Raw genomic sequence first — 26,932 nt, forward strand, 5'->3', positions numbered from 1 at the left:
TCGGTCCCGGCCGACATCTCCTCCGCCGTCGAGGCCGTCGTCTCCGCGGCCGCCGAGAGCCGGCTGCTGGTGGTCTCGACCTCCTGAATGAGGCCGGAAAGCTGGTCGATCATCGCGTTGACCTGCTCCATGAGCTGGCCCACCGCGTCGTCGCTTTTGACTGTCAGCCGCTGGGTAAGGTCTCCCTGCTCCACGGCCGACAGCACGCCGGAAATGCGGTCGAACTGCTCGCGCAGATACTCCTGCTCCTCCTCGGCCTCGTGCTGGAGGGTCTCGGCCTTTTCCAGGGCCTCCTCCGCCTGCGCCGATTTCTCTTCCAGGGTCTCGGTCTTCTCCCGGCTCGCCGCCACCATCGCGTTGAAGGCGTCGGCGAGCTGGCCAATCTCATCCCCCTGGTCCGCGTCCACATGCACATCCAGCCGGCCGCCTTGGACTTCCTCCGCCGCCTCACGGAGCGCATTCACCGGGCGCGAGACGGTGCGCCGCAGCACCACCACGATAAATACGCCCAGCAGCCCAATGCCAACGACAATTCCACCCGCGATCAGGTAGCTCGTCTGCCTGGTCTCCTGCAACACGGTGGACGGCATGACCATGAGCACTTTCCCGATCACCTCTCCATTGCTCATAATATCCGACGAGGCGACCAGTACAGAGGTGCCATCGGCTGTCTTTGCCCATCGGACCGTCTCCCCGTCCTTCATCTTCTTTGCCGCGGAGGGCAGTGTCTCCTCAAGCCCGTGCGAGGCGATGAGCGTTCCCTCGGGCCCGTAGAATCCGCCCGCAAGGGCCGACCCGTTGTTTACAGCCCGCTTGAGGGTCTGCTCGAGACCGGTCTTGTCGGCCATCTTGATCTTCACGACGGACTGTTGCCCCACCGTCTTGGCCATCAACTGTCCGCGTCGCTCAACTCCAAGCTCTGTCTGATCAAGGGAGTAGAACACGAACGAGAGAAAAAGAACAACGAACCCCACGGCCCCGATCGTCAAGAGCAGGGCAAATCGGGTGCTGAGGTTCAGGTCTGTAAATCGTAGCGACATGAGTTTGGGTGTCGGAAGATATACGGGGGGTTAGCGCCGAAGAGGAGACGTTCCTGGCCCACAGATCCGGGACAGAGCTGAAGTGGCGCTCGTCGATACGGCGAGCGCCTACCGGTTCTAGTTGGCGGACGCGATCATTTCGGTATTCGACTGGTACTCTTCCGGCACCTGCAGCGCGGTGGCATTCGCCGCCTGCTCATTGAGCAGAATCTGGATCGCGCCACCATTCTTCGCGATGCTCACGGGGGCCCCGGCGTCAACCCAGTCGCGGCTCGGCGCCAGCAGGGGAATGCCCTCCCTGATGGTATTCTTGATTAGGTACTTGCGAGGGGCCGAGGCATTGACGACGCCGTCGTTTTCGATCACCCAGATGGCCTGAACGTCGTGCTTGCGGGTCAACACCCGAAACTGCTCCGCGACGCCGCTCTTGTCCTCGACGTACCCCACGTACAGCTTGCCCTTAATGGAGGCGACAGCCCGGTTGGCCCGCTCAATCATCTTCTCCTGATCGGCGGCGCCGCGTTTCCAGATGAGTCCGACGCGCTCAACGTCCGGGCGCATCTTGCTCAGAAAGAACATCTGCTGCACCAGCCCAGCACTCTGACTGGCCGTCGCGCTCGGGGGGCCGTCGGCGGGCTCCACGTCCGTCATGGACGACGATCCAGCGGGTGCTGGCGTAGTGCCCATGGCCACAAAGGCGACGAGGAGAGAAAGAAGTCCAAGGGAACTCGTGCGCATGGTAGAGAAGGCTTGCATGGGAAAGATCGAACATCGGGAAGAGACACAATCCACCCATGGGTATCGGCGGCGACTGGGAAACCTTAAACGGATGTGCAGAAGTGGTCTATCATTCTTTTTATGCCTTCATTTATCACGAGCTCGGAGCTTCTTCAGTGGTCAAAGGGGTTTCTTCTCTCGACGTTTCCCCCTGCCAAGAGCTCCGACCCGTCCCTGGATGCCGCGGGGACTCTCGGCTATCGGCGGGGTCGTCCGCCTGGGTCTCCACCGGCCCCTCCGGCCGGGTCTCGATGCGTCCCTTCCCCTCGACGCGGAACTGCTGAATGCTCTCGCGAAGCGTCTCGGTCAGCGCGTTGAGGTCGGCGGCCGAACCGGCCACCTGCGTCACCGAGGCGGCCGACTCCTGAACGGCCGTAGAAATCGACTGGACGCTCTGCGCGATCTCCTCACTGGTGGTGGACTGTTGCTCGGAGGCCGCCGCGATCTCGTCCGCCCGCTCTTCCACCCGGGCAATCGACGCGACAATCTCGTCGAGGACCGTTCCGGCCTCGTCGGCCAGCTCCAGCCCCTCCTCGACTCGGTGGGTGCCTTCCCGTACCGACTCAACGGCGGCGTCGGTCTCAGACTGGACCTGTTCAATCATCTCGGCGATCTCGTCGGTGGCCTGATCGGTCCGTTCCGCCAGTTTGCGCACCTCCTCAGCCACCACCGCAAACCCCTGACCCTCTTCCCCAGCACGAGCCGCCTCAATGCCGGCGTTCAACGCGAGCAGGTTGGTCTGGTCGGCAATCTCATCGATTGTGTCCACGATCTCACCGATTTCTTTACTGGATGCCCCCAGGCGCTCGATCGTCTCGGCCGAGTGCTCTACCACATCGGCAATCTCGTCGATCTTGCTTGCCACCTCATCCACCACCGCTCCTCCGCGCCGGGCCTGGTCTCCCCCTGTCGCCGCCGCGTCGGCGGTACGCTGGACGCTCTTGGCGTTTTCGTTGATGGTCTGGTTGAGCTCCTCCACCGCGGCGGCCACCTCCTCGGACTGGGCAGACTGCTCCTCGGCGCTAGAAGCCATCTGCTCGCTGGACGTCTCGATCTGACCGGCCGACGCGGCCGTCGACGCCGCTGCCTCCCGCACCTTCATAACCATCCGATGCAGGTTTCCGACAGCACGGTTGAACCCCTCGTACAGGCGCCCAATCTCGTCGTCCCGGCTGGCGTCGAGCTGCACCGTCAGGTCCCCATCGGCGAACCGGTTTATCGCCTCCATCATCGTCTCGATGTCGTCCTGCAGGTCGGCCCGCTGCCGCTCCACACGGCCCCGGGCCTCCTCGGCCTCCTGCGTGGCCTGCCGGGCCTCTTCCTCCTTCGCCGCGGCATCGTTTAGCGCCGCCCGGTTCTGGTCGACCATCTCGTTGAACGCCGCCGTCAGCTCCCCCACCTCGTCCTCCCCCTCGACGGGGACGGTGACGTCCAGGGTGCCCGCCGTCACCTTCTTCGAGGCATCTCGGAGCGCCATGATGGGTCGCGTGAAGGAGCGGACAAAGACAAGCGCGATGCCTCCCGCCAGCACCAGAAGCACACCGCCCCACAGCCCGATCTGCCACGTCAGGGCATCGATGGCGGCGAGCGCCTCGTCGCGGTCGACCTTCGACACAACGGCCCAGTCGACCCCCTCGATGTCGACCGGACTGTAGGCGCTCAGTACGTCTTCCCCCCGATAGTCGGATTCTGTCGTCCGACCCGTCTCGCCCGCCAAGGCCTGGTCGACCGCCTCCATGCGGACCTCCTGCTGGAGAATCGTGGTGTTGAGGGCGTCAATCCGGTCGACCGTGGCGTCGTCGTAGCCTTCACCGCGGAGGGTTTCCAGGTACGTGCTCTTGTCCTCGAGAAGAGATCGGGCGTCGGTCCGCATTCGGCGGTCCGGCCCCACCAGAAACGTCTCCCCGGTCTGCCCAAGCCCTTCGGCCTTCCAGTCTTGCCCGCCCGTCAGCGTCTTGTTGATCTCCCCGACGGGCATCTGGAAGACGAGCACCCCAATCACCTCGCCCTCGTCCATGATGGGCGACGCGATGAACGAGGCCGGCGCCCCGTACGAGGGAACGTACACCGAAAAGTCCACCAGCCGGTGCTCATCGCCGCTCTCGGCCTTACGGGCCTCCCGAAACGCCTCGGCAAAGTTGCTGTCCTGATACGGGCCGTCGAGCAGGCTCGTCCCGAAGTCGACCTCCTTGTACACCGAGTACACGATGTGCCCGTTGTCCGGCTCTACCAGAAAGAGATCATAGTAGTTGAACGAGTGGAGAAAGCGGCGAAAGTCATCGTGGTACCTCGCATGCGCCACGTGATACACCTCCCAGCCCTCCTCCGGTCGGTCTAGCTGGTCCTTCTCGCCCACCGGATTGGGGTTCGAGGCGATGTACTTGTTCTGCAGGTACTGGATGTGTCCCTCCTCCGGCACGTAGGAATCGGCGGATGCGTCCGTGCTGGTGCTCTCTTCGAGCCGAGGGACAAATTCCTCCTCGTAGTACGTCCGCACGGCGTCTTTTCCGCCCCCAATCGGGGCGGCGTCACGGGCGTCCAGCACCTCGAAAGCCGACCGGAGCTCCTGCATCGCCCGCACCGTCCGGCCGTTCTCGGAAGTCGTGACGACCTGTCTCCGAACGTCCTCGACGTACCCCTCGACGGCATTCGCCTTGTTCGACTGCACACTCGCCAGCGTCTCAAAGGCCTCGGCCTTGAGACTCTGCTGCGCACTGGAGTATCCGATCCAGCCAATGGTACCCACCGAGAGCCCCCCAATCCCCAAGAGCGTAAGGAGGAGTTTCGCCCGAATGCTCAGGTCTCGAAGTCGAGGCATGACGACGGAAACGCGCTGAGAGGAACCAGTGTGGATCGATCGTGCCGAGCGTGTGCCGTTGTTATCGGCCCGGCCTCACAAAACTCAAACACCCCTTGCGGCCTTTTACTCCTCCCCTACATTTCCTCGACGCTCTCGTCGCGCCGAAACGGGCCGCGAGGGACTCTCCGGCAGAGGGGAAACAGAACAAGAAAACATTCTAGGGCGACCGGCCGCCCTAGCGTCGGAAGAAGAGGTAGAAGGCGTTCACGCGGCGGATGAGTCCCACCGTTTCTTCGTAGGGGGGTGTGCCGCGGTACTGGCGCACGCGGTCCGGGCCCGCGTTCCACGCCCCCACCGTCCGGGCCAGGTTGTCGCCAAACTCCGCGTTGTAGCGATCGAGCAGGTAGCAGCCAATCAGGATGTTGAGGGCCGGGTCTTTCAGGTCGTCGGCCGACAGGCTGCGGAGCCGACGTCGGTCGACGAACCGGAAATCGTAGCCGGTGTCATGCAGGGCGCGGGCGGCCCGGCGCCCCGTCTCGGGCCGGATCTGCATGAGCCCAATGGCCCCGGCCGACGACACGGCTTGGGAGCGGGCGGCCGACTCGGCCGCGATCAGAGCACGGACGAAGTTGGTATTCAGGTTGACCCCGCTTCGGGTGTACGCCAGTCCGGAGAAATACTGGACGTAAGAATCGTAGTCCCGGAGGCGACGCCGGATCGAGCGGGCCGGGGCCTTGGGCCGTGCGTTCTGGGCCACGCGCCGCGCATGCTCATCGAGGTGGGGCCCCTCCTGTCCAAATGCAGACGGGATCACGGGGAGGCCCAGGGCGGCGAGGAGAAAAAGCGCCCCGCCAATGACGAAGGCGTGGGGCAGGAAGCGAGAATTGTCGAATGCCATAACGAAGCGGCGTCACTGGGGCACGGTTACTTGCCTTAAAACCGGTACAAACTGCGTGCCTTCGTTCCGCCGAAGCAGCTCGCCCACACTTGTGTCTAGGGGTGGGCCGGTGTCCCCGCGGCCCGCTGCATCGCATCCGGGAGGCCGTCGAGGGGGAGAGACTCATCCACGAGCCCGGCCTCCGTGACGACGCGTGGCATCCCGTAGACCACGGACGTATCTTCGTCCTGGGCGTAGATGGTGCCGCCGTCGTCTTTGATGTGCCGGGCGCCCTCCAGTCCGTCCTTCCCCATGCCCGTCATCACGAGGGCCAATACGTTCTCTCGGCACGCCGCCGCAGCGGACTGAAACAGGACGTTGACCGATGGGCGATGGGTGTCGCCGGCCGGCTCCGCCGGTGTGCAGACCGTGAGGGTCCCCTCACGCCGCTCCACTGTGAGGTGGCGATCTCCCGCCGCAACGACAACCCGTCCCGGCTCAAGCAGCATTCCCTCCTCGGCTTCGGCCACGGCAAGTTCGCTGAGCGAATCGAGACGATCGGCCAGCGAGCGAGTGAACTGCGGCGGCATGTGTTGCACGATCGCGACCGGCAGCGGAAACGCGGCGGGCAGGGCCGGGATCACGTGCTGGAGGGCCATCGGCCCGCCCGTGGACACGCCAATGACGGCCAGTTCGTAGGACTCTCCGGATGGGGCGGACGTGCCGGAAGAAGGTGCCTTGGACGCCGAGGACGTCGAAGGGGTCTCGCGAGCACTCGTCGATGACGCCGGGGCCGAGGCGGAGGACTCCGTGTCCTGAAACAGCCGTGCGTTCGACTGCGCGAGGGCTTGTACTTTGTCGACGAGCTTCTTCTCGACGTCGTCGGCCCGGAGAGTGGCGCTGGACGCCCCCTTCGATAAGAAGTCGGCCGCCCCCGCCTGCATCGCCTCAATCGTGACCTCGGCCCCCTTCTCAGTGAGGGAGCTCAGCATGAGAATGGGCCGGGGGGACGCGTCCATGATGCGTCGGACAGCCTCGATGCCATTCATCTTCGGCATCTCCACATCCATCGTGATCACGTCGGGCTCCAGCCGACGCGCTTTCTCCACCCCTTCCTCGCCGTTCGTGGCGGTATCGACGACGGTCATGCCGTCGGTCCGCTCGAAGATCCCCGAGATGGCCTTCCGCATCACCAATGAATCATCAACGACGAGTATTTGGATCATAGCGATTGCGAGAGACCAGGATGGAAACTGTCAGCTGAACGTGGACCTACTTCGACGAGACGGCCGGTGCCCCATCCGCATCGACCGCTTCGGACGCCTCCTCTTCGGCGGAAAGCTCTTCGTGCTGGATCATCTCTCCAATGTCGAGCACCATGATCACCTGGCCGTCGCCCAGAATGGTGGACCCGGCAATGCCCGGCACCGACTTGAGGTAGTCGCCAAGCGACTTGATGACGACTTCCTCCTGGGAAATTAGCTCGTCGACGACCAGCGCGGCGCGTCGGTGGGCCACGCTCACCACGACGGCGTACGCGTCCTGCTCGTCGGCGAAGCGGTCGGCCCGCTGCCCCCCGGAATCGGGGGCCTGTACGTCCAGCACCTCTTCGAGACGCATCACCGGAATGACCTGGTCCCGATGCTCGATGACCTCGCCCTCCTGGATCGTTTCGATCATGCCCGGCTCCAGGCGCACCGCCTCCGATACGGCGTAGAGCGGAATCGCGAAGGTCTCCGCACCACTCCGGACAAGCATGCTCTGGAGGATTGCGAGCGTGAGGGGCAGCTTCAACGTGAAGCGCGTGCCCTCTCCGGGCGTCGAGTCGATGTCGATGGTCCCGTTCAGCTCGGCCAGGTTGGTCTTTACGACATCCATCCCGACGCCGCGCCCCGACACCTGCCCCACCTCCTCGGTGGTCGAGAAGCCCGGACGGAAAATGAGCTGGTACGCCTCCGAGTCGCTCAGGTCCTTGGCCTCGTCTTCGGTCAGGACGTTCTTCTCAATGGCCTTCTGCTTCAGGGCATCCGGGTCGAGGCCACCGCCGTCGTCGGCAATTTCGATGATGATGTGATTGCCGGCGTGGGACGCCGAGAGGTGAATTTCACCGCGCGGGTCTTTGCCCTTCTCCTTCCGCTCTTCGGGGGACTCGATCCCGTGGTCCGCGGCGTTTCGCACGAGGTGCAGCAGCGGATCGCCAATCTCCTCCACCAGCGACTTGTCGAGCTCCGTGTCCTCCCCCTCCACGACCAGGTCGATCTTCTTGTCGAACTCACGGGCCAGGTCGCGCACCACGCGCGGAAACTTGCCAAAGACCTGTCCCACCTCCACCATGCGCGTCTGCATGATGGCGCTCTGCAGCTCCGTGGTCGTGTAGTCGACCTTGTCGCTCGCGTCCTCTAGCTCGCCCAGTAGGGACTCGAGGCGGAGGCTCTCCTCCGAGTCGGAGCGGGCGTTGTGCTCGGTGCGGGCCTCCGTGATCAGCTGGAGGAGCCGGTTTCGCCCTAGTACCAGCTCGCCCACGAGGTCCATCAACTGATTCAGGCGGCTCACCTCGACGCGAATGGTGTCCGGCGCCTTCCGCCCCGAATCGCTGTCCCCACCGTCCTCATCGGAACTCGAACCGGCGTCCGAGGACTCGTCCGCGTCGGGCGCCGCGGTCTCGCCTGCGTCGTCCGACACTGCATCCTCCGTCGGCTCATCGGCATCCGCCGAGGCGTCACCCCCGATGTCCTCGGGTTCCCCCCCGTCCGGGTCTGGAAGCGAGACCTCTCCGGCCTCGAACGTGCCCTCATTGATCGCCTCAAGGGCGTCGAGCAGGGGCTCCATTTCGAGAGGCTGCAGGTCGCGGTCGATGACCTGCTGCGTGAGCACCTTCATGTGGTCGAAGGCACACAGCATCACGTCGGTCATGGCCGGCTTAAAGTCCAGCTCTTGCTCGCGCAGTGCGTCGAGCACTTCTTCGAACAGGTGCGCAAGCGAGCTGAGCTGTTCGAGGCCGAGAAAGCCCGCCGTGCCCTTGACCGTGTGCACGTCCCGAAATACGCTATCAACGAGATCCGCGTCTTCGGGCGTCTTTTCGAGCTGCAGAAGATCCCCTTCGAGCCCGTCGTAGATCTCCGTGGCCTCTACCACGAAGCTCTCGACGATCTCCTGCATGCTGTCGTCGTGTATGGGGTGCTGTTCGTCCATGGGACCGGAAACAGATTGTGCGCCTTGTGAAGAACCCGGGGCCGCGCGGGGCGCGCTGGGCGCGGGCCCTACTGAAAAAGCTCATCGATCTCTTCCTGGGAGGCGGCCTCACCGCCCTCATCGCCACCGTCGGAACCCCCTCCACCGTCACTCCCCCCTCCACCGTCGTCGAACATATCATCGATGTCGGACTGCGAGGCCGCTCCGCCTCCGTTCGAGGACGCCCCGTTCGAGGATGCGCCGTTCGAAGACGCTCCGTTCGAGGACGTGGGCTGGGACGCGCCCCCTCCGTTCTGCGATCCCGTCGGCGCGCCTCCATCCTTCCCCGCCATCATGTTGTCGGCCATGCGCTGCTGATCGCCGGAGCGGTCGTACTCGGCGTTCATGTTGAAGTCTGCCGTGCGCGAGGGCTCGCCCGAGGGCGCATCGGCCCGATCGACCTGCCCTGTTCCCAGCCGGGACAGCAGCGATGCGATCCGGTCACGGACCGTCTCGATAAGGTGATTCACGCTGGAGAGCTGCTGCTCGGTGACGTCCTGCACCTGCAGAGACATCATGATCTGGTTCATCCGGTCCCGGATGGGGGACAGGGAGTCGCGGGTGTCCTGGAGCTGATCCGACCACTCGTCTCTCAAGTCTTGCTTCCGGCCCTGGATGCGCGCCACTTCGTCCAGCAGTTCCTCGTGCCCCTCCCCGAGCTCCTTCCGCAACAGGGCCAGGACCTGGTTGTCGGCCTTCGCCTCCTCGGTGAACTGATCTTCAAGCGTCGACAACTGATCCTCAATGTTCCGGAGGTCTTTCAGGACCTCATCGGAGTGGTCGAGAATCTCGCTCGTGGCCACCTCCGTGGCCTCCGTCACGCTCTTGAGGTGTTCGGTCGCGCGCTCCATGTGTCCGGAGCGCGTCCGAATGGTCGTGTTCACCTCTTCGAGAAGTACAGTGATGTCCTGAACGAAGTCGAAGAGTTCGTCCAGAAAGGGGGCAAACCGACGGCTGAGCACGAAGATCGCCTGCAACTCATCCAGCTTGTCCAGGAATTCTTGGACTTGCGGGCGCGATGACATAGCAGAGGGAAAGAACTACGTGTGGGACAGAGAAAATGGGGCATGAAGACGCCTACGCAACCGCTTCGAGACAGCTATCAACCTTCTCCTCGAGCACTTCTGGCTCGAAGGGCTTCACGATGTAGTTATTCACCTCGGCCTTCATGGCGGTCTTCACGTCCTCCTTCATCCCGCGGGTGGTAATCATCAGGATCGGGAGGTCCGAGTACTCGGGGTGATTTCGGATGTTACTGGATAGGTCCACCCCGTTCATGTTGGGCATATTCCAGTCGGTGACGACGAAGTCCGGGGCGTTCTCCTCCAGCTTCTCCAGCGCGTCCTCGCCGTCTTCGGCCTCCACGATGTCGTCGTAGCCGATCTCCTGGAGGGCATTGCGGATGATGCGGAGCATCGTAGGCGAGTCGTCGACAATCAGGAATTTCATGGGCAAAGCAGAGGGGTTAAGTGAAAACGAACGCGTACGAGTAAAAGACTACCGTCGGGTCGCCTCTTTCAGGCTCGCGAGGACACCGACCCGTTGGTCGGGCGCCGGTAGGCAAGCGCACCTTCGTGGCGGACGGGCTCTAGTGGGACCTCGAGTTCACCCAGCGTCTCCGATCCGCCGACGAACAAGTAGCCGCCCGGACGGAGCGACCGGTACAGGCCCCGGAGCACGTCCTTCTTAGATGTATCGTTGAAGTAGATGAGCACGTTAGCACACATGATGAGGTCGAAGTTGCGCATCCTTCGCATGTCCTGTGCCTTGGTCAGGTTAAGCGGCTTGAACTCCACCATGTCGCGGATTGACGGCTTGACCACGAAGGTCTCGCCCGAGCGGTCGAAGTACTTGCGCAGGCGGGCCTGTGATACGTTCCGTACCGCTCGTTTGCGGTAGCGGCCCGCCCGTGCTTCCTCCAGCACCTCGGTGTCGATGTCCGTGCCTACGATCTCGTATTCCATGTTCGTGTGGCGCGGCCCGAGCGCCTCTCGAATGAGAATGGCGAGCGAATAGGCCTCGTCTCCGGCCGAGCAGGCTGCGCTCCAGAGCCGAATCGGGCCCGACCGACCCTGCTGGTGCAGCCGCACCAGTTCAGGGAAAATGGTGTCTTCCAGTGCCTCGTGCTGCGACGGGTGCCGGAAGAACGCCGTCTCGTTGATTGTCACTGCGTTCACCAGGTTCGCAAGCTCTCTGGTGTCCCCCTGCTCCAGGCGATCCGCGTACGTCTCAAAGTCGGGCACCTCCTGAGCCATGAGCCGAGGCTTGACGCGACTCTCGAGGAGGTACTTCTTCTCATCAGGAAAGTCGATGCCGGCATGCTTTTGGACGAGGGCCCTAAGTCGCTCAAATGTCTTCGTCGAGAGCGTCGCCTTTGCTGCGTTCGAGTTTCGCATATGTATCTCTCCAGTGGGGCATTGCTAGGGGTTTTCGAGGACCAATCATGCTGCAACACCCTGTGCGGAGGGCGCATCGGCCTCTTCATTCTCCATGCCCTGAAGAGCTTCCGCCTCTTCCTTCGAGAAGATGCCGTCCAGGTCCAGCAGGATTAGGAGCCGCTCTTCAAGCTTCGCCACGCCACGCAAAAAGTGCGTGTCGATGTTCGTGGCAAGGTCCGGGGCCGGCTCGATCGTGCTCTCTTTCACGCGGAGGACCTCGCGGACGGAGTCGGTCACGAACCCGACCGTCTGGTCCTGCAACTCCACCACGAGAATGCGCGTGTCTTCGTCCTGGTCGCGCTCCGGGAAGCCAAGGCGCGTGCGCAGGTCGATGATCGGGAGGATGCGTCCGCGCAGGTTGATCACGCCCTCCACAAAATCGGGCGCATGGGGCACGCGGGTGATCTCGACGGGACGGATAATCTCCTGTACCGTCAGGATATCAACCCCGAATTCCTCCTCGGCCACGATGAAGCTGACGAACTGGCGAACGTCTTCGGTTTGAGAGTCAGGTTCGCGCATGGACACAGGACAAGTCGGCAATGAAAGGAAAGTACGACAGTTGGCGCGGTCCACTTTTCATTATCGGCGGCCGAGCCGGATTTTTAACTCTCGGCCTCACGCGGGCGCCCCGTCTTCTTCACGGGACGCCCCGGCGTGCGTGGACCCGAGAAAATCTACGATTACCGCTTGAGCTGGACGGTCTGGTTCAGGACCTCATCCGCGGTCGTGATAATCTGGGAGGAGGCCTGGTAGCTCCGCTGCGCCTTGATGAGATCGGAAAATTCCTTCGCGAGGTCCACGTTGCTCGACTCCAGCGACCCGGACACCACGGAGGTCTGTAGGTCCCGACCCGCACGCCCAAGCTGAAGGTCGCCCGAGGCACCGGTCGTAGTGAAGAAGTTTTCGCCCTGCTGCTCTAGGCCGTTCGGGTTGTTGACGTCGCCGATGGCCAGCTGATACTCCTCCTGCTGCACCCCGTTGGTGTAGTTGAGCTGCAGCTTTCCCTCCGGCGTGAACTGAACGCCGGACAGCTCTCCCGACGAGTTGCCGTTCTGGCCCTGGAATTTCGATGTGGTCGAGCCGCTGAACTGCGTAATGCCACTCAGGCTGATGCCCAGGCTTTTGCCCCCCTGTACTGCATCGGATTCCCAGTTGAGACTTACCCCATCGTTGGTGCCGTTGCCGTCTGGATCGTACGTGTTAGTCACGCCCGTTATCGTGTCCACGGAACCGTCGTCCTTGAACGCAATCGTGCCGTTGGCGTCACCGGGTCCGCCCGAGTTAGCGTTTTGAAGGACACCATCGGGGTCCTTCACGCTGAATGTCCACGTGTCATCAGTGGCCGTTTTTTCGAAGTTGATGACCACATTGTGGGCCTTCCCTTGCTCGTCGTAGACGACACTCGAAATCTCACTTGTGTCCCCGTCGGTCGCGTCGGCCGAGAGGTTGCCCCCAACCTCGGCCTTGGTGGTGGCTTTCGCCAAAGATTGGGCATTGGGGTCGAACCGAACGTTCTTGAGTTCTCCCGTATTGGCCGTTCCGTCGTCGCCAACCTCCCAGCCCTGTACGTTCAGCCCGTTGGCCGTCACGAGCTCGCCGTCCTGGTTGAACGTAAAGTTGCCGGCCCGCGTGAGGCGGCGCTGGTCGCTGGTCGCTCCACTCTTGGGACTGGCGACAAAGAAGCCGTCCCCTTTCAGCGCAAGGTCGGTCTTGATGCCCGTGTCGTTGAGCGAGCCCTGCGAGAAGTTTCGGTCCACGGAGGCAACCGAGACGCCCCGGCCCACCTTCGAGGGATTAATGGCTGAGCCACCCGCCGTGCGCCCAACCCCGAGAATCTCCTGGCCGAGTTTTTCGCTAAACGCGGCCCGCTGCCGCTTGAACGCAGTTGTGCTCGAGTTTGCGATGTTGTTGCTTACCGTGTCGAGGCGCGTCTGGTGACTTCGAAGCCCAGAGACGCCGATGCTCAGAGACTGAAGACTCATAGGTCTCAAGTGTACTGTTGAAAGAGAAATACATCGAAAAGAGCGCAGCCTCGGTCGGTCAGCTGCGCACCGGCGTCCCGTCCCTCGCCTCGTCGTAGAGACGAGGGGTGGGTCCCGCCGGAAAGTCGTCGAAGAGGGATTCGGAGAGGATAGCGAATAGGACTACACAGGATTACAGACGCATGGCACTGTCAATTTGGGTGAAGACGCGTTGCTTCATCTCGGTCTGGTCGAGGGCCGTGACGACAGTGCGGTTCGGCACGTTGACCACGAAGGCCGCGTCTTCTCGGAGAACGGCCGCGTCCTGGGCCCCCTTGTCGTCGAGCTGATCCATGGCGTCGGCGAGTTCTTGGCGTTGGGTGGTGTTGAGGGAGATATTGCGCTGCGCGATCCGTTGCTTGGCATGTCCGGACAGATCGATGTCCTCCGTCTGGTCCTGGGCCGCCTCCAGGTGATCGGCGAACGACGAATCATCCGCGTCCGTCGGGCCGTCGGGGGAGGAGGCCGGGTCCTGCTGGGGCGTCTGCCGGAGCGCATCCGGCGGGACGCGTCCGTTTCGCTGGTGGACCGTCATGGGAACACCGGATTGCCCATTGGGAGCAACGAAGCGAACATAGGGCTACTGGGCCGCGATGCTCTGCACGCGCCCCATCGACACCTGCGCGCCGCCAATTCGGAGGGAAGTTTTCCCGTCCTCCAGCGTGACGCGGTCGACGGTCCCCTCCAGTCGCACAGTCCCCTCAACAGCGTCTCCGCTTCCGCCCGTGGCGTTCACGTCCACCGAATATGTGCCGTCGGGCACCCGCCCGCCCCCGTCCGTCGTGCCGTCCCAGGTGACTTCCGTGCTCTCCGATACGTTCTCGAGGGTCTTCGTCCGGATCGCGTTGCCTCCCGCGTCGCGAATCGTAACCGTGGCCTCGGAGGCGGGACGCTCCAGGTCGACGCCGAAGGTGGCCTCCCCCTCCCCGGTCCACTGCATGGTGTTGCCCGAGGTCTTTACCGTTCGCCCGATGAGGTCGGTGGCGATGCTGTCGTTGATGCTCTGGGCGAGGGCCCCGTCGCTTTTCCCCTGGTCCTTGATCTGGCCACTGATGTTGTTGAGCTGCTCGACGGAGCTGAACTGGGCCAGCTGCGCGGCAAACTCTTTTCCCTTCATCGGATTGGACGGGTCCTGATTCTGGAGCTGCGTGGTGAGCAGCTTCAGGAAATCATTCTTGCCAAGGTTTGCCGCGGTGGCCTTCGAAAGGCCCTGACTTGCGTCAGAGCCTCCTCCCTGCGAACCGTCTGCGTTCGGGCTCGACGTGGCGGACGATGCGAGAGACTCAATCATATCGTGTCTGGACGTTGATGCATGGAGCGCAAACAGTGGAGCGCAAACATCGTGCGGGCCGACGGGTCTACCCAATCCATTCTCGCCGCCCACGGCCGCGGAGGGTCGCCCCCCCGGATTGATCTTCGTCGGTCGATTCGTCCCCGGGAGCGAGGGCGGAGGAACGCTCCGATGCCGCTCCATCCGAGGCGTTCTGGTCCGATTCGTTCGCGTCGCCGCCGCTGAAGGAAAGGTCGACGTCGGTGCCGTACTGGGCCTGCATGGCGTCCTGGAGTTGGCGCGCGTTGGCCGCCACCTGGGCTTGGACTCGGGTTTCACTGAACCCGACCGACACGGCCGTCTGCTCCTGCCCCTGCCGGGCCTTCACCGTCATCGTGCCTTTGTCCTCGCCCAGCGACATTTCGAGGGACTTCCAGCCCCCGGCAAGCTCTGCCGTACGCAGGGGGCCCTGCTTGGCCGCGTTGAGCCACGCCGAGGGCATCGTACGGGGCGGCCCCGACTTGCCCTGTGGACGCGCGTCCGCCTTGGCCTTCGACGCTGCGCCCGAGCCGCTCCCGGACGCGTTTGCCCCCTTCCCGTCCGTCTGCGTGCCGCTGCCCGTCGAGGTGCTGTCCTGTGAGAGAGAGGCGCGGAGCGTACGGGCGTCGGACTCGCCCGATGTGCCCGTGGACGAGGACGCGAGGGCCTGAAACCCGGGCCCATTCTTCGCCCCCTGGGCCTTCTGTCCCTGCCCATTTTGGCCGGTGTTCTGTCCCTGCTGGCCACCGCCCTGCTGCTGCCCCTTCCCGCCCTGATGCCCCCGGCCCCGACCCTGTCGCCTCGTGGACCGGGCCCCGTCCCGCGCTGTCCGGGCCGGGCGGCCATCGCTTGACGCCTCACGCCCGTTTCCCGGCTCCGTGCCTCCTCCCTTCAGGGACGAGGGAGAGATCTGCTTGCCATGCGTTCCGTTCTTTCTGGCGCTCTCCCCCTTCCCCGAACCGGTGTCCGGTGGTCGCGCGGCGTTGCCCCGCACCTGCCGCTCTATATCCGACCCGTTCGTGGCGGCAGGCCGGCCCGCATTCTGCCCCCTGAGAAACGTTCCCTCTTGTCCCGGGACTCGGCCTCCCTTTTTGGCCGCCGCCCCTGCCCGTCCGCCCTCCGGCATCCGTTTCTCCATCCCCCTCGTCCTGGGCGTCTGTCCGTCCGTCCCTTGACGGGAGCGACCGTCTCCGGACTCGGCGGCAATCGGGCCCGGTGATACCTGTACCTGCACCTGTTTCGCGCGGCCCGATCCGGCTCCGGACGACGTGGACGCGTTCGCCCCCGCTCCCTGACCGGCCGCGGCTCCCTGCTTAGCAGTCTGGCGTCCCCCTCCCTCCGTACCGCCCCCTCCCTTCACCAATGTGACCGTCTTCTGTCCCGTCGACGCCGGACGTGCCGCTCCGTCCCCCGGCGCTGACGCCACTAGCTTCCAGGACGCTCGGACCTGCGTTCCCCCCTTGGTCTTTTTGCCCGACGACTGAGCGTTCCCCCCATCCGCGTTGGCCTGGGCGGCTGTCTGTTCACCGGCCCGAACCGCCCGGGCGACAAGCGCCCTCGCGTTCTCGCCCTTCCCTGCGTGCAGAATAGGCATCAGCTTTACCGTCTCCGCCGCGGCCGACTGGCCCGTCCCGGTCGCCTTCCCGTCCTCGCTCACAAAGCGGATTTGCTTCTGCCCCTCGCCCTCCCCGTTCCCGGCCCGACGAAGCACTCCGCTAAACAACGCCGCGATGCCCTCCTCCTTCCCATTGGCCTGCTTTCCCTCGGGACCGGCCGCCCCCCCTCCCCTCAACACGAGGCGATGGACCGCGCGCCCGCCGTCCTTCGCGGCGTCTCCAGACGAGCGTTGCACACCGGACAAGACCGATGGGAAGGCCGTGGCGGCCGTGCCCGCCTTCGCTTTGTTCTTGGCGGAGGTCTGTTGCGCGGCCTCTTCGGCCGGGAGCGTGAGGCGAATTGCTTGCATGATGGTGGCCCTTCGCGGGCTCAGTTGAGAAACAAGTGAGCATTTGGGCGACGCGCTACCGGAACGGAGACGCGCCCCTGCCTCCTTCTCTATTCGTCTCCTGCGTGGCGGTCGTATCGGTGGACGCACCATCGCCCCCGACAACCTGGTTCACAAACTGTGCCGTCCGCTCCGCCGAGATGGCGCTGAGCAGCTGGGTACGTGTGCGTCCCGAAGTTCGCTGGTACAGCTTCTTAAGGACCTCCATGTCCACGTTGGACAGCACGGTTGCGAGCTCCCGCTGGCTCATGCCCAGCAGGGCATCTTTCAGTTCCCCCACCTTGGCCTCCCGGCTCTCTAACGACGCGACCCGCTCCTGCAGGGTCTCGGCTTCCTGCTCGGTCGTGCGGAGCTGCTCTTTGAGGGTCCCAAGCGAGTCTTGAAGCCGCCCGACGACGTCCAGGGAGTCCCGGAGCCGCTGGACGAGCGAGGACGCCACGCGCATCGAGTCCGAGGACGGCCCGTCGGTTGAGTCTCGGGACGCCTGCATTCCGGTCGAGTCTCGCGACGATGCCGCGGTCGAGTCGCCGGGCATGGACGCCTGCCGGGCTGTGTCGCGCCCGGCGAGACTGTCGGCGGGCGTTCCCGCCGTCTCCGGCGAGATGGACGGCATCAGCAGGTACGCCCCCAGCAGGGCGACCGCAAAGGCCCCCAGCGCCGCGCCCGCAATGAGAAGTCCGTACTTGATCACGGTCGACTGCATGGCCGTCTTTAGAGTAGCGACAGTGCCTCGTCGGTGCGGTCGTGACGAAGCATGGCCTGTTCATCGAAGAAGGCCTCGCTCGCCTTCTTCTGTTCGCGGTCGTGCTGGTCTCGCTCCTGATTTCGCAGCTCTTCGAGGGCCTCCTCGGCCCGCCGGCGTTCTCGAAGCTCAGTGCGAGCCTGTTCGACCTGCTCCCGACAGTCTTCCACGGCACTCCGGGCTTCTTCCACCTCCTGACGCGCCTCTTGGCGAAACGCATCGGCCTGCTGAATGCGGGCGGGGTCCTGTCGCCGCGCCTCGTCCACCCGCCGCCGACACTCCGCCAGGTGGTCCGTAGCCCGCTCCATCTCAGCCTCCTTCTGCTCGAGCGCATGCTCGGCGTCGGCGAGGGCCTGGCGGGCCTTCTCGGTCTCGTGCTGGCGCAATTCCAGCACTTTCTGCAGCGAGAAGCGGAACTTCTTTCCGGGCATTTTTTGGGGCTAGTAGGGCAACAGAACGCAGTGTGAGGCCGGTGTCGGCGGCGTTCATCCGTCCGGGAACGGTCTGTCCATCCCAGGCGGACCGCGAACGGGCCATCGGCCTGCAGGCGCAAACCCGGGCTCGGCGCCCTTTGCCTGCGTGCCGTGTACAACTCAAAGTTCCTGCCACCTCCTACTCAGGAATGTCGTCCAGCAGTTGGCGGAGCTGGGTAGACGGGGCGGGATCCGGGGGCGGGGCGTCTACGGACTGCTGCAGAAAGTCGGCCAGCGCCGGGTAGGCCTCCACGGCCCGGTCGGTCTCCGGGTCGCTCCCCTCTTCGTAGGCCCCCACACTGATCAGGTCTTCGACCTCCTCGTAGGCGGAAAGCAGTTCGCGGGCCTCCTGCGCTGCGGCCTCGGCCTTCGGGTCCGCCACGCGCGGCATCACGCGGCTCACGCTCTGGAGGACGTCGACGGCGGGGTAGTGCCCCGCCTCCGCGAGCTCGCGGGACAGGACGATGTGGCCGTCCAGAATTCCGCGGGCCGCGTCACTGATGGGCTCGTTCATGTCGTCCCCCTCCACGAGCACCGTAAAGATGCCCGTGATCGTGCCCGCCTCCGCGGGGCCCGCCCGTTCCAGAAGCCGGGGCAGGAGCGCGAACACGCTAGGGGGATAGCCCCGCCGCGTCGGCGGCTCGCCCACCGCCAGCCCAATCTCGCGCTGTGCCTGCGCCACCCGTGTAATGGAGTCCATCATCAGAAGCACGTCCTGGCCCCGATCGCGGAAGTGCTCGGCGATGGCCATTGCTGCACTGGCGGCTTTCACGCGGCTCATCGCGGCCTCGTCCCCCGTCACGGCCACCAGCACCGACCGGCGCAGCCCTTCCTCTCCCAGGTTGTCCACGATAAACTCCCGCACCTCGCGTCCTCGCTCCCCGATGAGGGCGATCACGTTCACGTCGGCCTCGGCCCGGCGGGCGATCATGCCCAGCAGCGTGCTTTTCCCGACCCCTGACCCCGCAAAGATCCCGGTCCGCTGGCCCTTCCCCATCTTGAGGAACGCGTCGATGGACCGTATGCCCGTGGCGAGGGGCGTATCAATGAGGGGACGGTCCAGGGGGGACGGCGGGTCGCGATGAATCGGCTCCTGGACGTCCGTGCCCAGCGGCCCCTTGCCATCGATGGGACGCCCTCCCGCGTCGATGACGCGTCCCAGAAGGTCGGGCCCGACCGGGACGCTCATCCCTTCGTCGGCAGGGCGAATCAAGCAGCCGGCCTGCAGGCCATGCGTCTGCTCCATCGGCATGAGGACCGTCGTGCTCTCCTTCACCCCAACCACCTCGGCGCGCACCGTGCGCGTCTCGCCGCCCTCCTCCACGTGGATGCGGCACATCTCCCCCACCGCCGCGTCCAGTTCGCTGGCCTCCACGAGCAGCCCCACCACGGACGTGACGCGGCCGTAGCGCCGGGCCGGGACGGTCACTTCCTGGATGTGGTCGAGCGAGCGGGTGAGGGCAGGCATGGGACACAAAAATGACGAACGAGACAGGTCGGAAGCACGCTACGTGCGGTCGGAGACCGGATCGGCATCCGACTCCGTCGTGGCGTGCCGGAGCTCGCCCCGGAGCGTCTCCAGCACCTCCGCCCGCAGGCGTCGCACAACGCCGGTCGGGGACGAGACGCTCCAGTCTCCCTCCTCAAAGTCGGGCTCCGGCTCCAGGGTGAGCCCCTCGTAGTTTTCTTGCAGCCGCGTCACGAGTCCTGACTCTCGAACCCGCTGGCAGTCGACCGGGTGTAGTCGAATCGTCACCGGTGGGGTGCCGGCCAGCTCGGTTACGGCCTCGATGACCGCCTCCTCCGAGGCCTGCCGCATCGTCTCCGTAAGTGGCGCATCGACGATGGTCTCGGCCAGGTCGAGGGATAGCTCGACAATCTCCGACTCAACGTCGTCGATGTACGTCTCCCAGATCTCTTCGAAACGGGCCGCGTCCTCCAGTAGCTGCTGGCGCGTCTCTTCAAACTCGGCCTGTGCGGTCGACTCCGCCTCCTCGTATCCGTCGTCGTATCCGGCCTCGTAGCCGTCATCGTGGCCCTCTTCGTATCCCTCGGCCCGGGCCGCCTCCACCTTCTCTTCCAGGTGCTCCTGCCACTCCGCGTCGGTCCGGGTGGGCCCAGTTTCCTCCTGGTCGGCCTTTTCCTGGTCGGCCTTTTCCCCGTCGGCCGGCGGGGCATCTGTGTCGTCCGTCCCCGAGGGCGCCGTCGGTTCGTTCCCCGATCCCTCCTGGATGGTTATCTCCTCCGGGCGCACCGTCACCGGCTCGGGCGACCGGCCGGCCTCTCCGGCCTGCAGGATACGCCCCTGCGGGACAACGTCGTCCGGCTCGGCCTCCTCATCGTCGGACTCCGTCCGCTCCACCTGCTCAGCAGGGATCCGGTCGGCCCCCTCCGCAAGAACCTCCTCATCGAGCGAGACGGACGTCACCTCTGACGTCTCCGCATTTTTGATAACACGTCCCATTCAGTGTGTAGACCGGCGATGCAACAGAACCGAGGGGGGAGCTACTCGATAACTGCCTCCTCGGAGGCACTAGACAGCGCGATTTCGTCCTTCTCTTCGAGCTCCTGCGCAATCTCCAGGATGCGATTCTGGGCCTCTTCAACGTCGCTCACCCGGACGCGGCCGAGCAGCTCGATCTCCTCCTCGAGGGACTCGGCCACCCGGTCGCTCACGTTGCGCATGACCTTTTCCTCCAGCGCATCGGACGCTCCCTTGAGGGCGTGGGCCAGGTCGTCCTGGTCCACCTCCATGAGCACCTTCTGGAGATCCTCCGCCCGGATCTTCGTCAGGTCATCGAAGACGAACATGAGGTTCTTGATGTCGGAGGCCAATTCCTCGGACCGATCCCGGAGGTTGTCGAGGATGCTCTTCTCGGAGGAGCGGCTCGTCGTGTTTAGAATCTCGGCGGCCTGCTCGATGCCCCCCATGACACTCGTCTCGGCGCCGATGACGGACCCGAGCTGGTTCCGAATGACCTCTTCGATGTCGTTGATCATCTCGGGGGACGTATTGCCGATCGTCGCCAGGCGGTACATGATTTCGCTCTGTAGTTCTTCCTCCAGCCCCGAGATAATCTCGGCGGCCTTGCGAGGGTTGAGGTGGGCGAGAATGAGCGCGGCGGTCTGGGGGTGTTCGCGCCGGAGGAAGCCGGTAAGCTGATCCGTCTCGACCGTCTGCAACAGGTGAAAGGCCGAGACCTCCATGGCCGCCTCCACCCGCATCATTACCTCTTCGGCCCGGCGGTCGCCCAGGGCCTCGTTAAGCACCTCACGGGCGTAGTCCACCCCGCCCTTCGTGACATAGTCCTGGGCGCGTGCGACGTCCCGGTACTCCAGGAGCACCTCCTCTACCAGCTCGCTGGACGCGTTGCGCATCCGGGCCACCTCGACGGATACCTTTTCTACCTCCTTGTCGTTGAGGTGCTTGAGCACGTCACTGGCCGTTTCCACGCCGAGGGCGATGAGGAGCGTGGCGGCCTTCTGTGCCCCGGTGAGGTCTTCGGGGTCGTCGGGGAGAGCCGTGCCCTGCGAGCTGTCCGGGCTGGGGGTCGGGGCCACAGCGCCTCCCTCTTCTCCGGACATGCCGGAGGAGCCAGGTGAGCTCATCGAGTCGCCAGAAAATGGAGAGGTTGAAGAACCCATGGGCTACGAGCAATCAATTGCAAGCATTGTGCGGTGGGATGCAGGATGGCCGGAACGCTACACGGCCTGGTCCTCCACGAGCCAGGATCGGATCAGGTCGGCGGTCTGCTCCGGATTTTCTTTGACCTGGTCTTGGATTTCTTCAAACATCTCACTCCGGGCCTCCAGGCGCGCCTTGGCCTCGTCGGAGAGCTTGTCCGTGTACATGTCCTCCTTCACGAGGTCCCCTCCCTCCTCCTCGGTCTCCTGAAGAGCTGCGGGGTCCTCCGTAACCGGACCGTCCGCCGTCCGCCCCTCGACCTGCCGGGACTCGGACGCCTGGAGTGGCGTGGGCTGCTCTTCGGGGGTCGCGGTGAGGGCCTGCACGAGCGAGCGGGCCACCCAGACGGCCGCCCCGATCGCCACGAGGATGAGCCCGTACCGCAGGTAGAGCCGCGTCGGAGTCTCCCCACCCCCGTCCCCAGCAACCTGTCCGGCCGGCCCGGCATTGGTATTGAGGCGCGTCTGCTGAATCGTGAACCGGTCCCCCCGCTCCTCGTCGAACCCGACCGCGTTCTTGACGAGCGACTCGATCTTGGCAATCTCCTCCTGGCTGCGCGGCTCGTAGGTGATCTCCCCGTCCGGCCCCGTCGTCTGTTCCTGGTCGACGACCACCGACACGGTCATCCGGCTCACGTCGCCCACACTCTTCTCCGAGCGCTTCGTGGTGCGGCTCACCTCAAAGTTGCGGACGACCGAGTTCGAGTTCCCCGCCTCGTCCCCGCCGCCCTCCTCCTGCATCCGCTCCTCGCTGACGACGGTGGCGCTCTCGGGATCGACGAGGTCCTGCTCGGTGACCGTGCGGTCGAAGTCGAGCTCGGTGGAGACCCGAACGACGGCATTGTCCGGCCCCACCACTTCCTGGAGCATCGACTGCCCCTGTTCCACGAGCTGCTCCTCCACCGACCGCTGCATGTCGATCTGGGTGGAGGTCATCTGTACGTTCTCGTCCGCGGCATTCGGGTCGGACAGCATGTTTCCGTCCTGATCGATCACCCGAACCTGCGACGGGCTCAGCTTCTCCACGGCGCCCGCCACCAACTGCGTCACGCCCTGCACCTGGGCCTGCGACAGCGACCCGCCCGCAAGGCCGAGGACGACCGAGGCGCTCGCCTCTACCTGCTGGGCCTGAAACGGGTCATCCTCCGGCTCCACGAGGTGCACCCGGGCGCTCTCGACCTGCCCAACGCTCGAGACGGTCTGGGCCAGCTCCCCCTCCAGCGCCCGCTTGCTGTTGAGCCTCTGCATGAAGTCCGTCATCCCGAGCGTCCCCTGGTCGAACAGCTCGTACCCGGTCTGCCCGTCGTCGATGGTGCCGTCCGAGCTAAACTGGAGGCGCAACTCGTGCATGGAGGCACGCGGAACGTACACGGCCGAGCCCTGGCTGCGGAGCTCGTAGGGCGTCCCCTCCTCCTTCAGCCGACTGACCACGCGGTTGGCCGCCTCGGGCTCCAGGTCGCCGAAGAGGAGCGCGTAGTCGGGCTGGCTCGACCAGTAGGCCGTGCCGACGAGGAGCGCAATCGTCCCCACCGCCAACAGCCCGAGCCCGACCTGCTGCCCGGTGGAGAGGCGCCCAAAAAATTGCTGAATGCGCGCGAGAAACGTCTCCATTCGTAGGTGAGAACAGCACTAGCGCAAAGCGAACCCCCCAGTCCTCCCTGGCATCAGGGCGAAAACCCCGACACTGTGCGAGTCGGTTAGATCTGTGTCTGCATCAGCTTCTGATAGGCCTGGAGTCCTCGGCTGCGCACCTCGTTCATGAGCTCAAACTGAAGGCGGGCCTGGTTCATCGAGATCATCACGTCGTGCAGGTCTTTCTCTTCCCCCGCCACGAAGGCGCTTACCTTCTCGTTGGCCGTGTCCTGCGCCTCATCGACCCCTTCGACCGCGTTCTCGAGCGTATCGCTGAAGCTGGGGCCATCGGTTGCCTCGTCCAGGTTGGGGAGGTCGTCTCCCCCCTCATCCGTCTGCTGGATGGCGGCCTGGCGAAAATTTTGGAGCTGAGCAGCCTTCATGGCCGTCGGGGGTCTATCGAATATGGAGCGTCTTGCTGAACGTACTTGTGCGGACTGGGTGGGCCGTCACCCGGTCACGTCGAGGTTGCTACCAACGGAATTCGGATTGACGGTCTGCGCGCCCCGTCCTCGCCCGTAGAGCCGCATCGACAGCTCCGGGTCTTCTGGAAAGTTCTCCTCGATGGCCTTGCGCTCCTGCGTGGTGAGGGCGTCGTCGGAGGCGTCCTGCGCCTCTGCAGGGCTGGAGGTGGGCTGTGTCTCGGAAGATTTCTCGGCGCTCGAGGCAGATTTTTCGGAATCCGAGGCAGCACTGGACGATTCCTGGGAGGGATTGACGCCCTGCGTGTAAGCCGCGCGGCCGGCGGCGGACGAGCCAATTGTGTTCATGGGGGACAAGGCGACGCGTGCAAGAGGGCGACGAGAGGACAGGCGGTCCGTTAAATTTCGAAGGTGCGCTGGGCCATGCTCTTAGTGGCCTCCACCGCTGAGAGATTGGCCTCATAGACGCGATTCGCAGATGTCATCCGGGCCATTTCCTGAGCGACGTTCACGTCCGGGTAGTGGACGTATCCTTCCTCATCCGCGTCTGGATGGGAGGGGTCATACTCAAGACGCTCCTTCTCAATCTCTTCGATCTCGGTCTTCGGCCCCAGGTCTCCGGTGGCCTGCTCCGGCGGGAGTGAGGCCTCACGCAGGTGCCTCGCGTTCGTACTGCGCAGCTCGAGCTGCGGGTCGAGGCCGCCCCGGTTCAGGCGCTCGTAGTCCGCGTTGTCGACCTCCTGCACGGCCCGCTTGATCCGGAACGGATCCCCATCCTCCGTGCGCGACGTGGAGGCGTTGGCGAGGTTCTCCGTGGCGGCGCCGAGCTTACGGCGCTGGGCCTCCAGACCGCGCGCGGCGGTCTTCATCGCGGGAAGAAACTGGTTTCCGATCGGCATGGGACAGTGATGGGTTCTGGAGACAAGGGGCGTGGGGGTGGCGGCGGCTACCGCGCGCTTCCGGTGATGCCCATTCGCATGAGGTCGAAGTGCTCGGTGAGGGCCCGGGAGGCCATTCGCGTGCGCATCTGCGTGTCCGTCAGAGACATGAGCTCCTCCTCGAGCACGGGCGCTTCGTCTTCAACCTCCGTGTCGGCCTCTACCTCCGACTGCTCCCGGAGGCTGCCCGAAAGGCGACGCACCTCCTGTAGCTCCTCTTCAAAGGATACCGACATCCGGTCGTACCCGGGCGTATCGACGTTGGCGAGATTGCTGGACGCGGCCCGTCGACGCTGGGTGTAGGCGGACATCGCGTTGCGCAGAAGGCGAACGTGTGTGGTTTCCATGGTCCAGTCGGTCCTGCGGGGATGGCGCGTTGGGACTACAATCCAATCAAGCACTGTGCCACGACCGCGGACCGCCGGCTTGTTCGCCGGGGGGCGCCCCGGCTGCGGAATCCGTATTCGTGTTAAAACGGAATATATTTAAAGAGAGAGCCGGAAATATTTACACCAACCCACGACCAGTTCACGAACGAGCACCCCTGCAGACACGCGCTGCGGACCGATTGTCCGTTTTGTAACGACCTGGGCCCCGGGGTCGGCGTACGGTTTGCAGCATCGGGGCGTGCTGCACTGCCTTCCTTTATCGCCCTACCATCCGTCCATGCCTCCCGACACGTCCCCCGAGCGCACCTCGGTTCCGACCCTGGAGGTTCCGTCCACGTCCAGCGGGGCGGAGCGTCCCGACGCCACCGAGGGGTCGTCTCCGGCTGGCGGACACGACGAGGCCCTGAAGCACCTGACGTCGGTGCTGACCCGCCACCTCGCCCCCCTCACGAACACGATCGCCCGCCACGCGGATCGCCTGGTGGACGCGCCTGACCCGAAGCGCCGACGCGAGAGCGCGATGGACGTGCTGGCGGCCTCCGCCCAAATTGACGACCTGCTGGCGGCACTCCGTCACTACAGCCGCCCCATCGATGCCGCGGCACAGCGCGTGGCCGTGGCTGATGCCGTGGAGGACACGATCGGCCTGCTCGACGACACGGCGCAGACACGGGTCCGGATGAGGGTGGAACCTGAGGCCGACCGTTCTATCGACGCGGACCCGGCGCTCCTCCGCCAGGCCCTGCTCAACCTTCTGAAGAACGCCCTGGAGGCCACGACTGCCCCGGAAACGGTACTCCTGCGCGCCGCTCGCGCCGACGACGCGTCCGACGAAGCCCCCCAGGTCGCGTTCGAGGTGTGGAACGACGGGGAGATTGAGCTTGACGACCCGTCCGTGGTCTTCCAGCCATTCTACTCCGCCCGCCCCCAGCACCTCGGGCTCGGGCTCCCCATCGCGGCCCACATCGCCGAGCAGCACGACGGGTCGCTCCGTCTTTCCACGAACAGCGTCGCGGACGGCGGGACCTGCTTCACCCTGCAGGTTTGATCCGCGTCGCCTCTCGTCGCCCGCGCACGTTTCTCCGTCCGAGGGCCCCCGTAGTGCCAAACATTCTCACCCACCGCCCCCGCAAAGCATGAACACAACATCGTCTACGCCCCCCACCACGACTTCTCCTCACATTCTGGCCGTCGACGACGAGGTCATGCTCCATGACGTCTTCGAGCGTCTGTTTCCGCGCGAGGGGATCGAGGTAACGGCCTGCTCAAGCGGCACAGAGGCAATCGAGCTGCTGGAGGAGGAGGACGCCTTCGACCTCGTGCTGACCACCCACCAGATGTCGGGGCCCGACGGAATGGAACTTCTGGACCACATCCAGGAGCACCACCCGACGGTTCGCGTCATTCTGCTCTCGGACCAGGACAACGCGCAGAATGCCGTGCGGGCGATGCAGAAGGGCGCCGCCGACTATATTCCAAAGCCGTTCTCGACCGACGAGCTCGTGGACCGCGTGAAGGACCTCCTCGCGGAGCCGGCGCCGTCCGCGCAGTCGGGCAGTCTTCTGGGGGGAGACTCCGCTCCCAGCGCCGCGAACGTCACCTCGGCCGACGGGGCCCCCACCGGCAGTGCCGACGACCCGGATCTCTCCACTAGTTCTTCCCTCTCTCCCCAGGACGGGGCGCCGGAGAGCGACGCACAGTTCGTGGGGGAGCACAAGAGTGTTCAGCACCTCAAGACCATGGTACCCCGGGTTGCGCAGAGCGAGGCCCCCGTCTTCATCCACGGAGAGAGCGGAACGGGGAAGGAGATCCTCTCCCAGTTGGTCCACGACCGGAGCGCCCGTGCTGACGAACCGTACGTCCCCATCAACTGCGCTGCTCTGCCGAGCGACTTGGTGGAGAGCCACTTGTTCGGGCACGTGGAAGGCGCATTCACCGGGGCGGTGGACGACATGGAGGGGGCGTTCGAACAGGCCGACGGAGGGACGTTGCTCCTGGACGAGATCACGGAAATCGATTGCGGCGTCCAGGCGAAGCTACTTCGCGTGCTGCAGGAGCAGCAATTTCAGAAAGTGGGAGCCTCGGAGAAGAAAGAAGTAGACGTACGCATCGTCGCCACGAGCAACCGAGACTTAAGGACGCGGTAGACGA

26 protein-coding genes are annotated in these 26,932 nt (G+C 64.7%); 2 read left to right on the top strand and 24 right to left on the bottom strand.

The window, feature by feature from the left end; all coding sequences use genetic code 11:
- The 24 genes from OJB03_RS15105 to OJB03_RS15220 all read right to left on the bottom strand — a co-directional run.
- The coding region (locus tag OJB03_RS15105) for a HAMP domain-containing protein (RefSeq protein WP_263788879.1) at positions 1–1,040 on the bottom strand (1,040 nt) is incomplete at its 3' end.
- A 117-nt stretch (positions 1,041–1,157) separates the two neighbouring features.
- Positions 1,158–1,778 (bottom strand): ABC transporter substrate binding protein, encoded by a 621-nt coding sequence (locus OJB03_RS15110; RefSeq protein WP_263788880.1) that lies wholly within the window; start codon positions 1,776–1,778, stop codon positions 1,158–1,160.
- Between the two features lie 133 nt (positions 1,779–1,911).
- Positions 1,912–4,635, bottom strand: coding sequence for a methyl-accepting chemotaxis protein (locus OJB03_RS15115; protein ID WP_263788881.1), 2,724 nt, complete (start codon positions 4,633–4,635; stop codon positions 1,912–1,914).
- 217 nt (positions 4,636–4,852) lie between these two features.
- Positions 4,853–5,515 (bottom strand): lytic transglycosylase domain-containing protein, encoded by a 663-nt coding sequence (locus OJB03_RS15120; protein WP_263788882.1) that lies wholly within the window; start codon positions 5,513–5,515, stop codon positions 4,853–4,855.
- A 95-nt stretch (positions 5,516–5,610) separates the two neighbouring features.
- Entirely contained in the window at positions 5,611–6,720 is a 1,110-nt protein-coding gene (locus tag OJB03_RS15125) for a protein-glutamate methylesterase/protein-glutamine glutaminase (protein ID WP_263788883.1), read from the bottom strand.
- Positions 6,721–6,766: 46 nt separating this feature from the next.
- A complete protein-coding gene (locus OJB03_RS15130) occupies positions 6,767–8,686 on the bottom strand; it encodes a chemotaxis protein CheA (RefSeq protein WP_263788884.1) in 1,920 nt (639 codons plus the stop codon).
- A 68-nt stretch (positions 8,687–8,754) separates the two neighbouring features.
- Entirely contained in the window at positions 8,755–9,750 is a 996-nt protein-coding gene (locus OJB03_RS15135) for a hypothetical protein (protein ID WP_263788886.1), read from the bottom strand.
- A gap of 52 nt (positions 9,751–9,802) precedes the next feature.
- The gene (locus OJB03_RS15140; protein ID WP_263788887.1) at positions 9,803–10,174 is read right to left on the bottom strand and encodes a response regulator; all 372 of its coding nucleotides are present in this window, start codon (positions 10,172–10,174) and stop codon (positions 9,803–9,805) included.
- Positions 10,175–10,242: 68 nt separating this feature from the next.
- Positions 10,243–11,121, bottom strand: a complete 879-nt coding sequence (locus OJB03_RS15145; protein ID WP_263788888.1) for a CheR family methyltransferase — start codon at positions 11,119–11,121, stop codon at positions 10,243–10,245.
- 45 nt (positions 11,122–11,166) lie between these two features.
- On the bottom strand, positions 11,167–11,685 hold the full coding sequence (locus OJB03_RS15150; protein WP_263788889.1) for a chemotaxis protein CheW: 519 nt from the start codon (positions 11,683–11,685) through the stop codon (positions 11,167–11,169).
- Between the two features lie 161 nt (positions 11,686–11,846).
- Positions 11,847–13,148: a flagellar hook protein FlgE gene (locus OJB03_RS15155; RefSeq protein WP_263788890.1), complete on the bottom strand. Its 1,302-nt coding sequence runs from the start codon at positions 13,146–13,148 to the stop codon at positions 11,847–11,849.
- A 172-nt stretch (positions 13,149–13,320) separates the two neighbouring features.
- Entirely contained in the window at positions 13,321–13,722 is a 402-nt protein-coding gene (locus OJB03_RS15160) for a TIGR02530 family flagellar biosynthesis protein (protein WP_263788891.1), read from the bottom strand.
- Between the two features lie 45 nt (positions 13,723–13,767).
- Complete coding sequence (locus OJB03_RS15165; RefSeq protein WP_263788892.1) at positions 13,768–14,478, bottom strand: flagellar hook assembly protein FlgD; 711 nt, start codon at positions 14,476–14,478, stop codon at positions 13,768–13,770.
- A gap of 67 nt (positions 14,479–14,545) precedes the next feature.
- Positions 14,546–16,462 carry a hypothetical protein gene (locus OJB03_RS15170; protein WP_263788893.1) on the bottom strand — a complete coding sequence of 639 codons (1,917 nt, stop codon included), beginning with the start codon at positions 16,460–16,462 and terminating at the stop codon, positions 14,546–14,548.
- 55 nt (positions 16,463–16,517) lie between these two features.
- Positions 16,518–17,204, bottom strand: coding sequence for a kinesin (locus OJB03_RS15175; RefSeq protein ID WP_263788894.1), 687 nt, complete (start codon positions 17,202–17,204; stop codon positions 16,518–16,520).
- Positions 17,205–17,212: 8 nt separating this feature from the next.
- Positions 17,213–17,674, bottom strand: a complete 462-nt coding sequence (locus tag OJB03_RS15180) for a flagellar FliJ family protein (protein ID WP_263788895.1) — start codon at positions 17,672–17,674, stop codon at positions 17,213–17,215.
- Positions 17,675–17,855: 181 nt separating this feature from the next.
- Positions 17,856–19,184, bottom strand: a complete 1,329-nt coding sequence (locus tag OJB03_RS15185) for a FliI/YscN family ATPase (RefSeq protein ID WP_263788897.1) — start codon at positions 19,182–19,184, stop codon at positions 17,856–17,858.
- A gap of 39 nt (positions 19,185–19,223) precedes the next feature.
- Entirely contained in the window at positions 19,224–20,180 is a 957-nt protein-coding gene (locus tag OJB03_RS15190; RefSeq protein ID WP_263788899.1) for a FliH/SctL family protein, read from the bottom strand.
- 41 nt (positions 20,181–20,221) lie between these two features.
- Complete coding sequence (fliG, locus tag OJB03_RS15195; protein WP_263788901.1) at positions 20,222–21,325, bottom strand: flagellar motor switch protein FliG; 1,104 nt, start codon at positions 21,323–21,325, stop codon at positions 20,222–20,224.
- A gap of 93 nt (positions 21,326–21,418) precedes the next feature.
- Entirely contained in the window at positions 21,419–23,011 is a 1,593-nt protein-coding gene (gene fliF, locus OJB03_RS15200; protein ID WP_263788904.1) for a flagellar basal-body MS-ring/collar protein FliF, read from the bottom strand.
- An 86-nt stretch (positions 23,012–23,097) separates the two neighbouring features.
- Positions 23,098–23,415: a flagellar hook-basal body complex protein FliE gene (gene fliE / locus OJB03_RS15205; RefSeq protein ID WP_263788906.1), complete on the bottom strand. Its 318-nt coding sequence runs from the start codon at positions 23,413–23,415 to the stop codon at positions 23,098–23,100.
- 66 nt (positions 23,416–23,481) lie between these two features.
- Positions 23,482–23,802, bottom strand: a complete 321-nt coding sequence (locus tag OJB03_RS15210) for a hypothetical protein (RefSeq protein WP_263788908.1) — start codon at positions 23,800–23,802, stop codon at positions 23,482–23,484.
- A gap of 50 nt (positions 23,803–23,852) precedes the next feature.
- Positions 23,853–24,353: a flagellar basal body rod protein FlgC gene (gene flgC / locus OJB03_RS15215; protein WP_263788910.1), complete on the bottom strand. Its 501-nt coding sequence runs from the start codon at positions 24,351–24,353 to the stop codon at positions 23,853–23,855.
- A 47-nt stretch (positions 24,354–24,400) separates the two neighbouring features.
- Positions 24,401–24,739, bottom strand: coding sequence for a flagellar basal body rod protein FlgB (locus OJB03_RS15220; protein ID WP_263788912.1), 339 nt, complete (start codon positions 24,737–24,739; stop codon positions 24,401–24,403).
- A 319-nt stretch (positions 24,740–25,058) separates the two neighbouring features.
- Here OJB03_RS15220 and OJB03_RS15225 point away from each other — a divergent pair, with 319 nt between their 5' ends.
- The gene (locus tag OJB03_RS15225) at positions 25,059–25,829 is read left to right on the top strand and encodes a sensor histidine kinase (RefSeq protein WP_263788913.1); all 771 of its coding nucleotides are present in this window, start codon (positions 25,059–25,061) and stop codon (positions 25,827–25,829) included.
- An 88-nt stretch (positions 25,830–25,917) separates the two neighbouring features.
- Entirely contained in the window at positions 25,918–26,928 is a 1,011-nt protein-coding gene (locus tag OJB03_RS15230; protein WP_263788915.1) for a sigma-54-dependent transcriptional regulator, read from the top strand.
- The last annotated feature ends 4 nt before the right edge of the window (positions 26,929–26,932 follow it).

Source organism: Salinibacter grassmerensis, assembly GCF_947077765.1.
Lineage (GTDB): Bacteria > Bacteroidota > Rhodothermia > Rhodothermales > Salinibacteraceae > Salinibacter > Salinibacter grassmerensis.

Excerpts from the sequence above, each read along its gene's own strand:
- OJB03_RS15110 (WP_263788880.1), bottom strand. The coding sequence starts at position 1,778 with ATGCGCACGAGTTCCCTTGGACTTCTTTCTCTCCTCGTCGCCTTTGTG.
- OJB03_RS15115 (WP_263788881.1), bottom strand. The coding sequence starts at position 4,635 with ATGCCTCGACTTCGAGACCTGAGCATTCGGGCGAAACTCCTCCTTACG.
- OJB03_RS15120 (WP_263788882.1), bottom strand. The coding sequence starts at position 5,515 with ATGGCATTCGACAATTCTCGCTTCCTGCCCCACGCCTTCGTCATTGGC.
- OJB03_RS15125 (WP_263788883.1), bottom strand. The coding sequence starts at position 6,720 with ATGATCCAAATACTCGTCGTTGATGATTCATTGGTGATGCGGAAGGCC.
- OJB03_RS15130 (WP_263788884.1), bottom strand. The coding sequence starts at position 8,686 with ATGGACGAACAGCACCCCATACACGACGACAGCATGCAGGAGATCGTC.
- OJB03_RS15135 (WP_263788886.1), bottom strand. The coding sequence starts at position 9,750 with ATGTCATCGCGCCCGCAAGTCCAAGAATTCCTGGACAAGCTGGATGAG.
- OJB03_RS15140 (WP_263788887.1), bottom strand. The coding sequence starts at position 10,174 with ATGAAATTCCTGATTGTCGACGACTCGCCTACGATGCTCCGCATCATC.
- OJB03_RS15145 (WP_263788888.1), bottom strand. The coding sequence starts at position 11,121 with ATGCGAAACTCGAACGCAGCAAAGGCGACGCTCTCGACGAAGACATTT.
- OJB03_RS15150 (WP_263788889.1), bottom strand. The coding sequence starts at position 11,685 with ATGCGCGAACCTGACTCTCAAACCGAAGACGTTCGCCAGTTCGTCAGC.
- OJB03_RS15155 (WP_263788890.1), bottom strand. The coding sequence starts at position 13,148 with ATGAGTCTTCAGTCTCTGAGCATCGGCGTCTCTGGGCTTCGAAGTCAC.
- OJB03_RS15160 (WP_263788891.1), bottom strand. The coding sequence starts at position 13,722 with ATGACGGTCCACCAGCGAAACGGACGCGTCCCGCCGGATGCGCTCCGG.
- OJB03_RS15165 (WP_263788892.1), bottom strand. The coding sequence starts at position 14,478 with ATGATTGAGTCTCTCGCATCGTCCGCCACGTCGAGCCCGAACGCAGAC.
- OJB03_RS15170 (WP_263788893.1), bottom strand. The coding sequence starts at position 16,462 with ATGCAAGCAATTCGCCTCACGCTCCCGGCCGAAGAGGCCGCGCAACAG.
- OJB03_RS15175 (WP_263788894.1), bottom strand. The coding sequence starts at position 17,204 with ATGCAGTCGACCGTGATCAAGTACGGACTTCTCATTGCGGGCGCGGCG.
- OJB03_RS15180 (WP_263788895.1), bottom strand. The coding sequence starts at position 17,674 with ATGCCCGGAAAGAAGTTCCGCTTCTCGCTGCAGAAAGTGCTGGAATTG.
- OJB03_RS15185 (WP_263788897.1), bottom strand. The coding sequence starts at position 19,184 with ATGCCTGCCCTCACCCGCTCGCTCGACCACATCCAGGAAGTGACCGTC.
- OJB03_RS15190 (WP_263788899.1), bottom strand. The coding sequence starts at position 20,180 with ATGGGACGTGTTATCAAAAATGCGGAGACGTCAGAGGTGACGTCCGTC.
- fliG (WP_263788901.1), bottom strand. The coding sequence starts at position 21,325 with ATGAGCTCACCTGGCTCCTCCGGCATGTCCGGAGAAGAGGGAGGCGCT.
- fliF (WP_263788904.1), bottom strand. The coding sequence starts at position 23,011 with ATGGAGACGTTTCTCGCGCGCATTCAGCAATTTTTTGGGCGCCTCTCC.
- fliE (WP_263788906.1), bottom strand. The coding sequence starts at position 23,415 with ATGAAGGCTGCTCAGCTCCAAAATTTTCGCCAGGCCGCCATCCAGCAG.
- OJB03_RS15210 (WP_263788908.1), bottom strand. The coding sequence starts at position 23,802 with ATGAACACAATTGGCTCGTCCGCCGCCGGCCGCGCGGCTTACACGCAG.
- flgC (WP_263788910.1), bottom strand. The coding sequence starts at position 24,353 with ATGCCGATCGGAAACCAGTTTCTTCCCGCGATGAAGACCGCCGCGCGC.
- OJB03_RS15220 (WP_263788912.1), bottom strand. The coding sequence starts at position 24,739 with ATGGAAACCACACACGTTCGCCTTCTGCGCAACGCGATGTCCGCCTAC.
- OJB03_RS15225 (WP_263788913.1), top strand. The coding sequence starts at position 25,059 with ATGCCTCCCGACACGTCCCCCGAGCGCACCTCGGTTCCGACCCTGGAG.
- OJB03_RS15230 (WP_263788915.1), top strand. The coding sequence starts at position 25,918 with ATGAACACAACATCGTCTACGCCCCCCACCACGACTTCTCCTCACATT.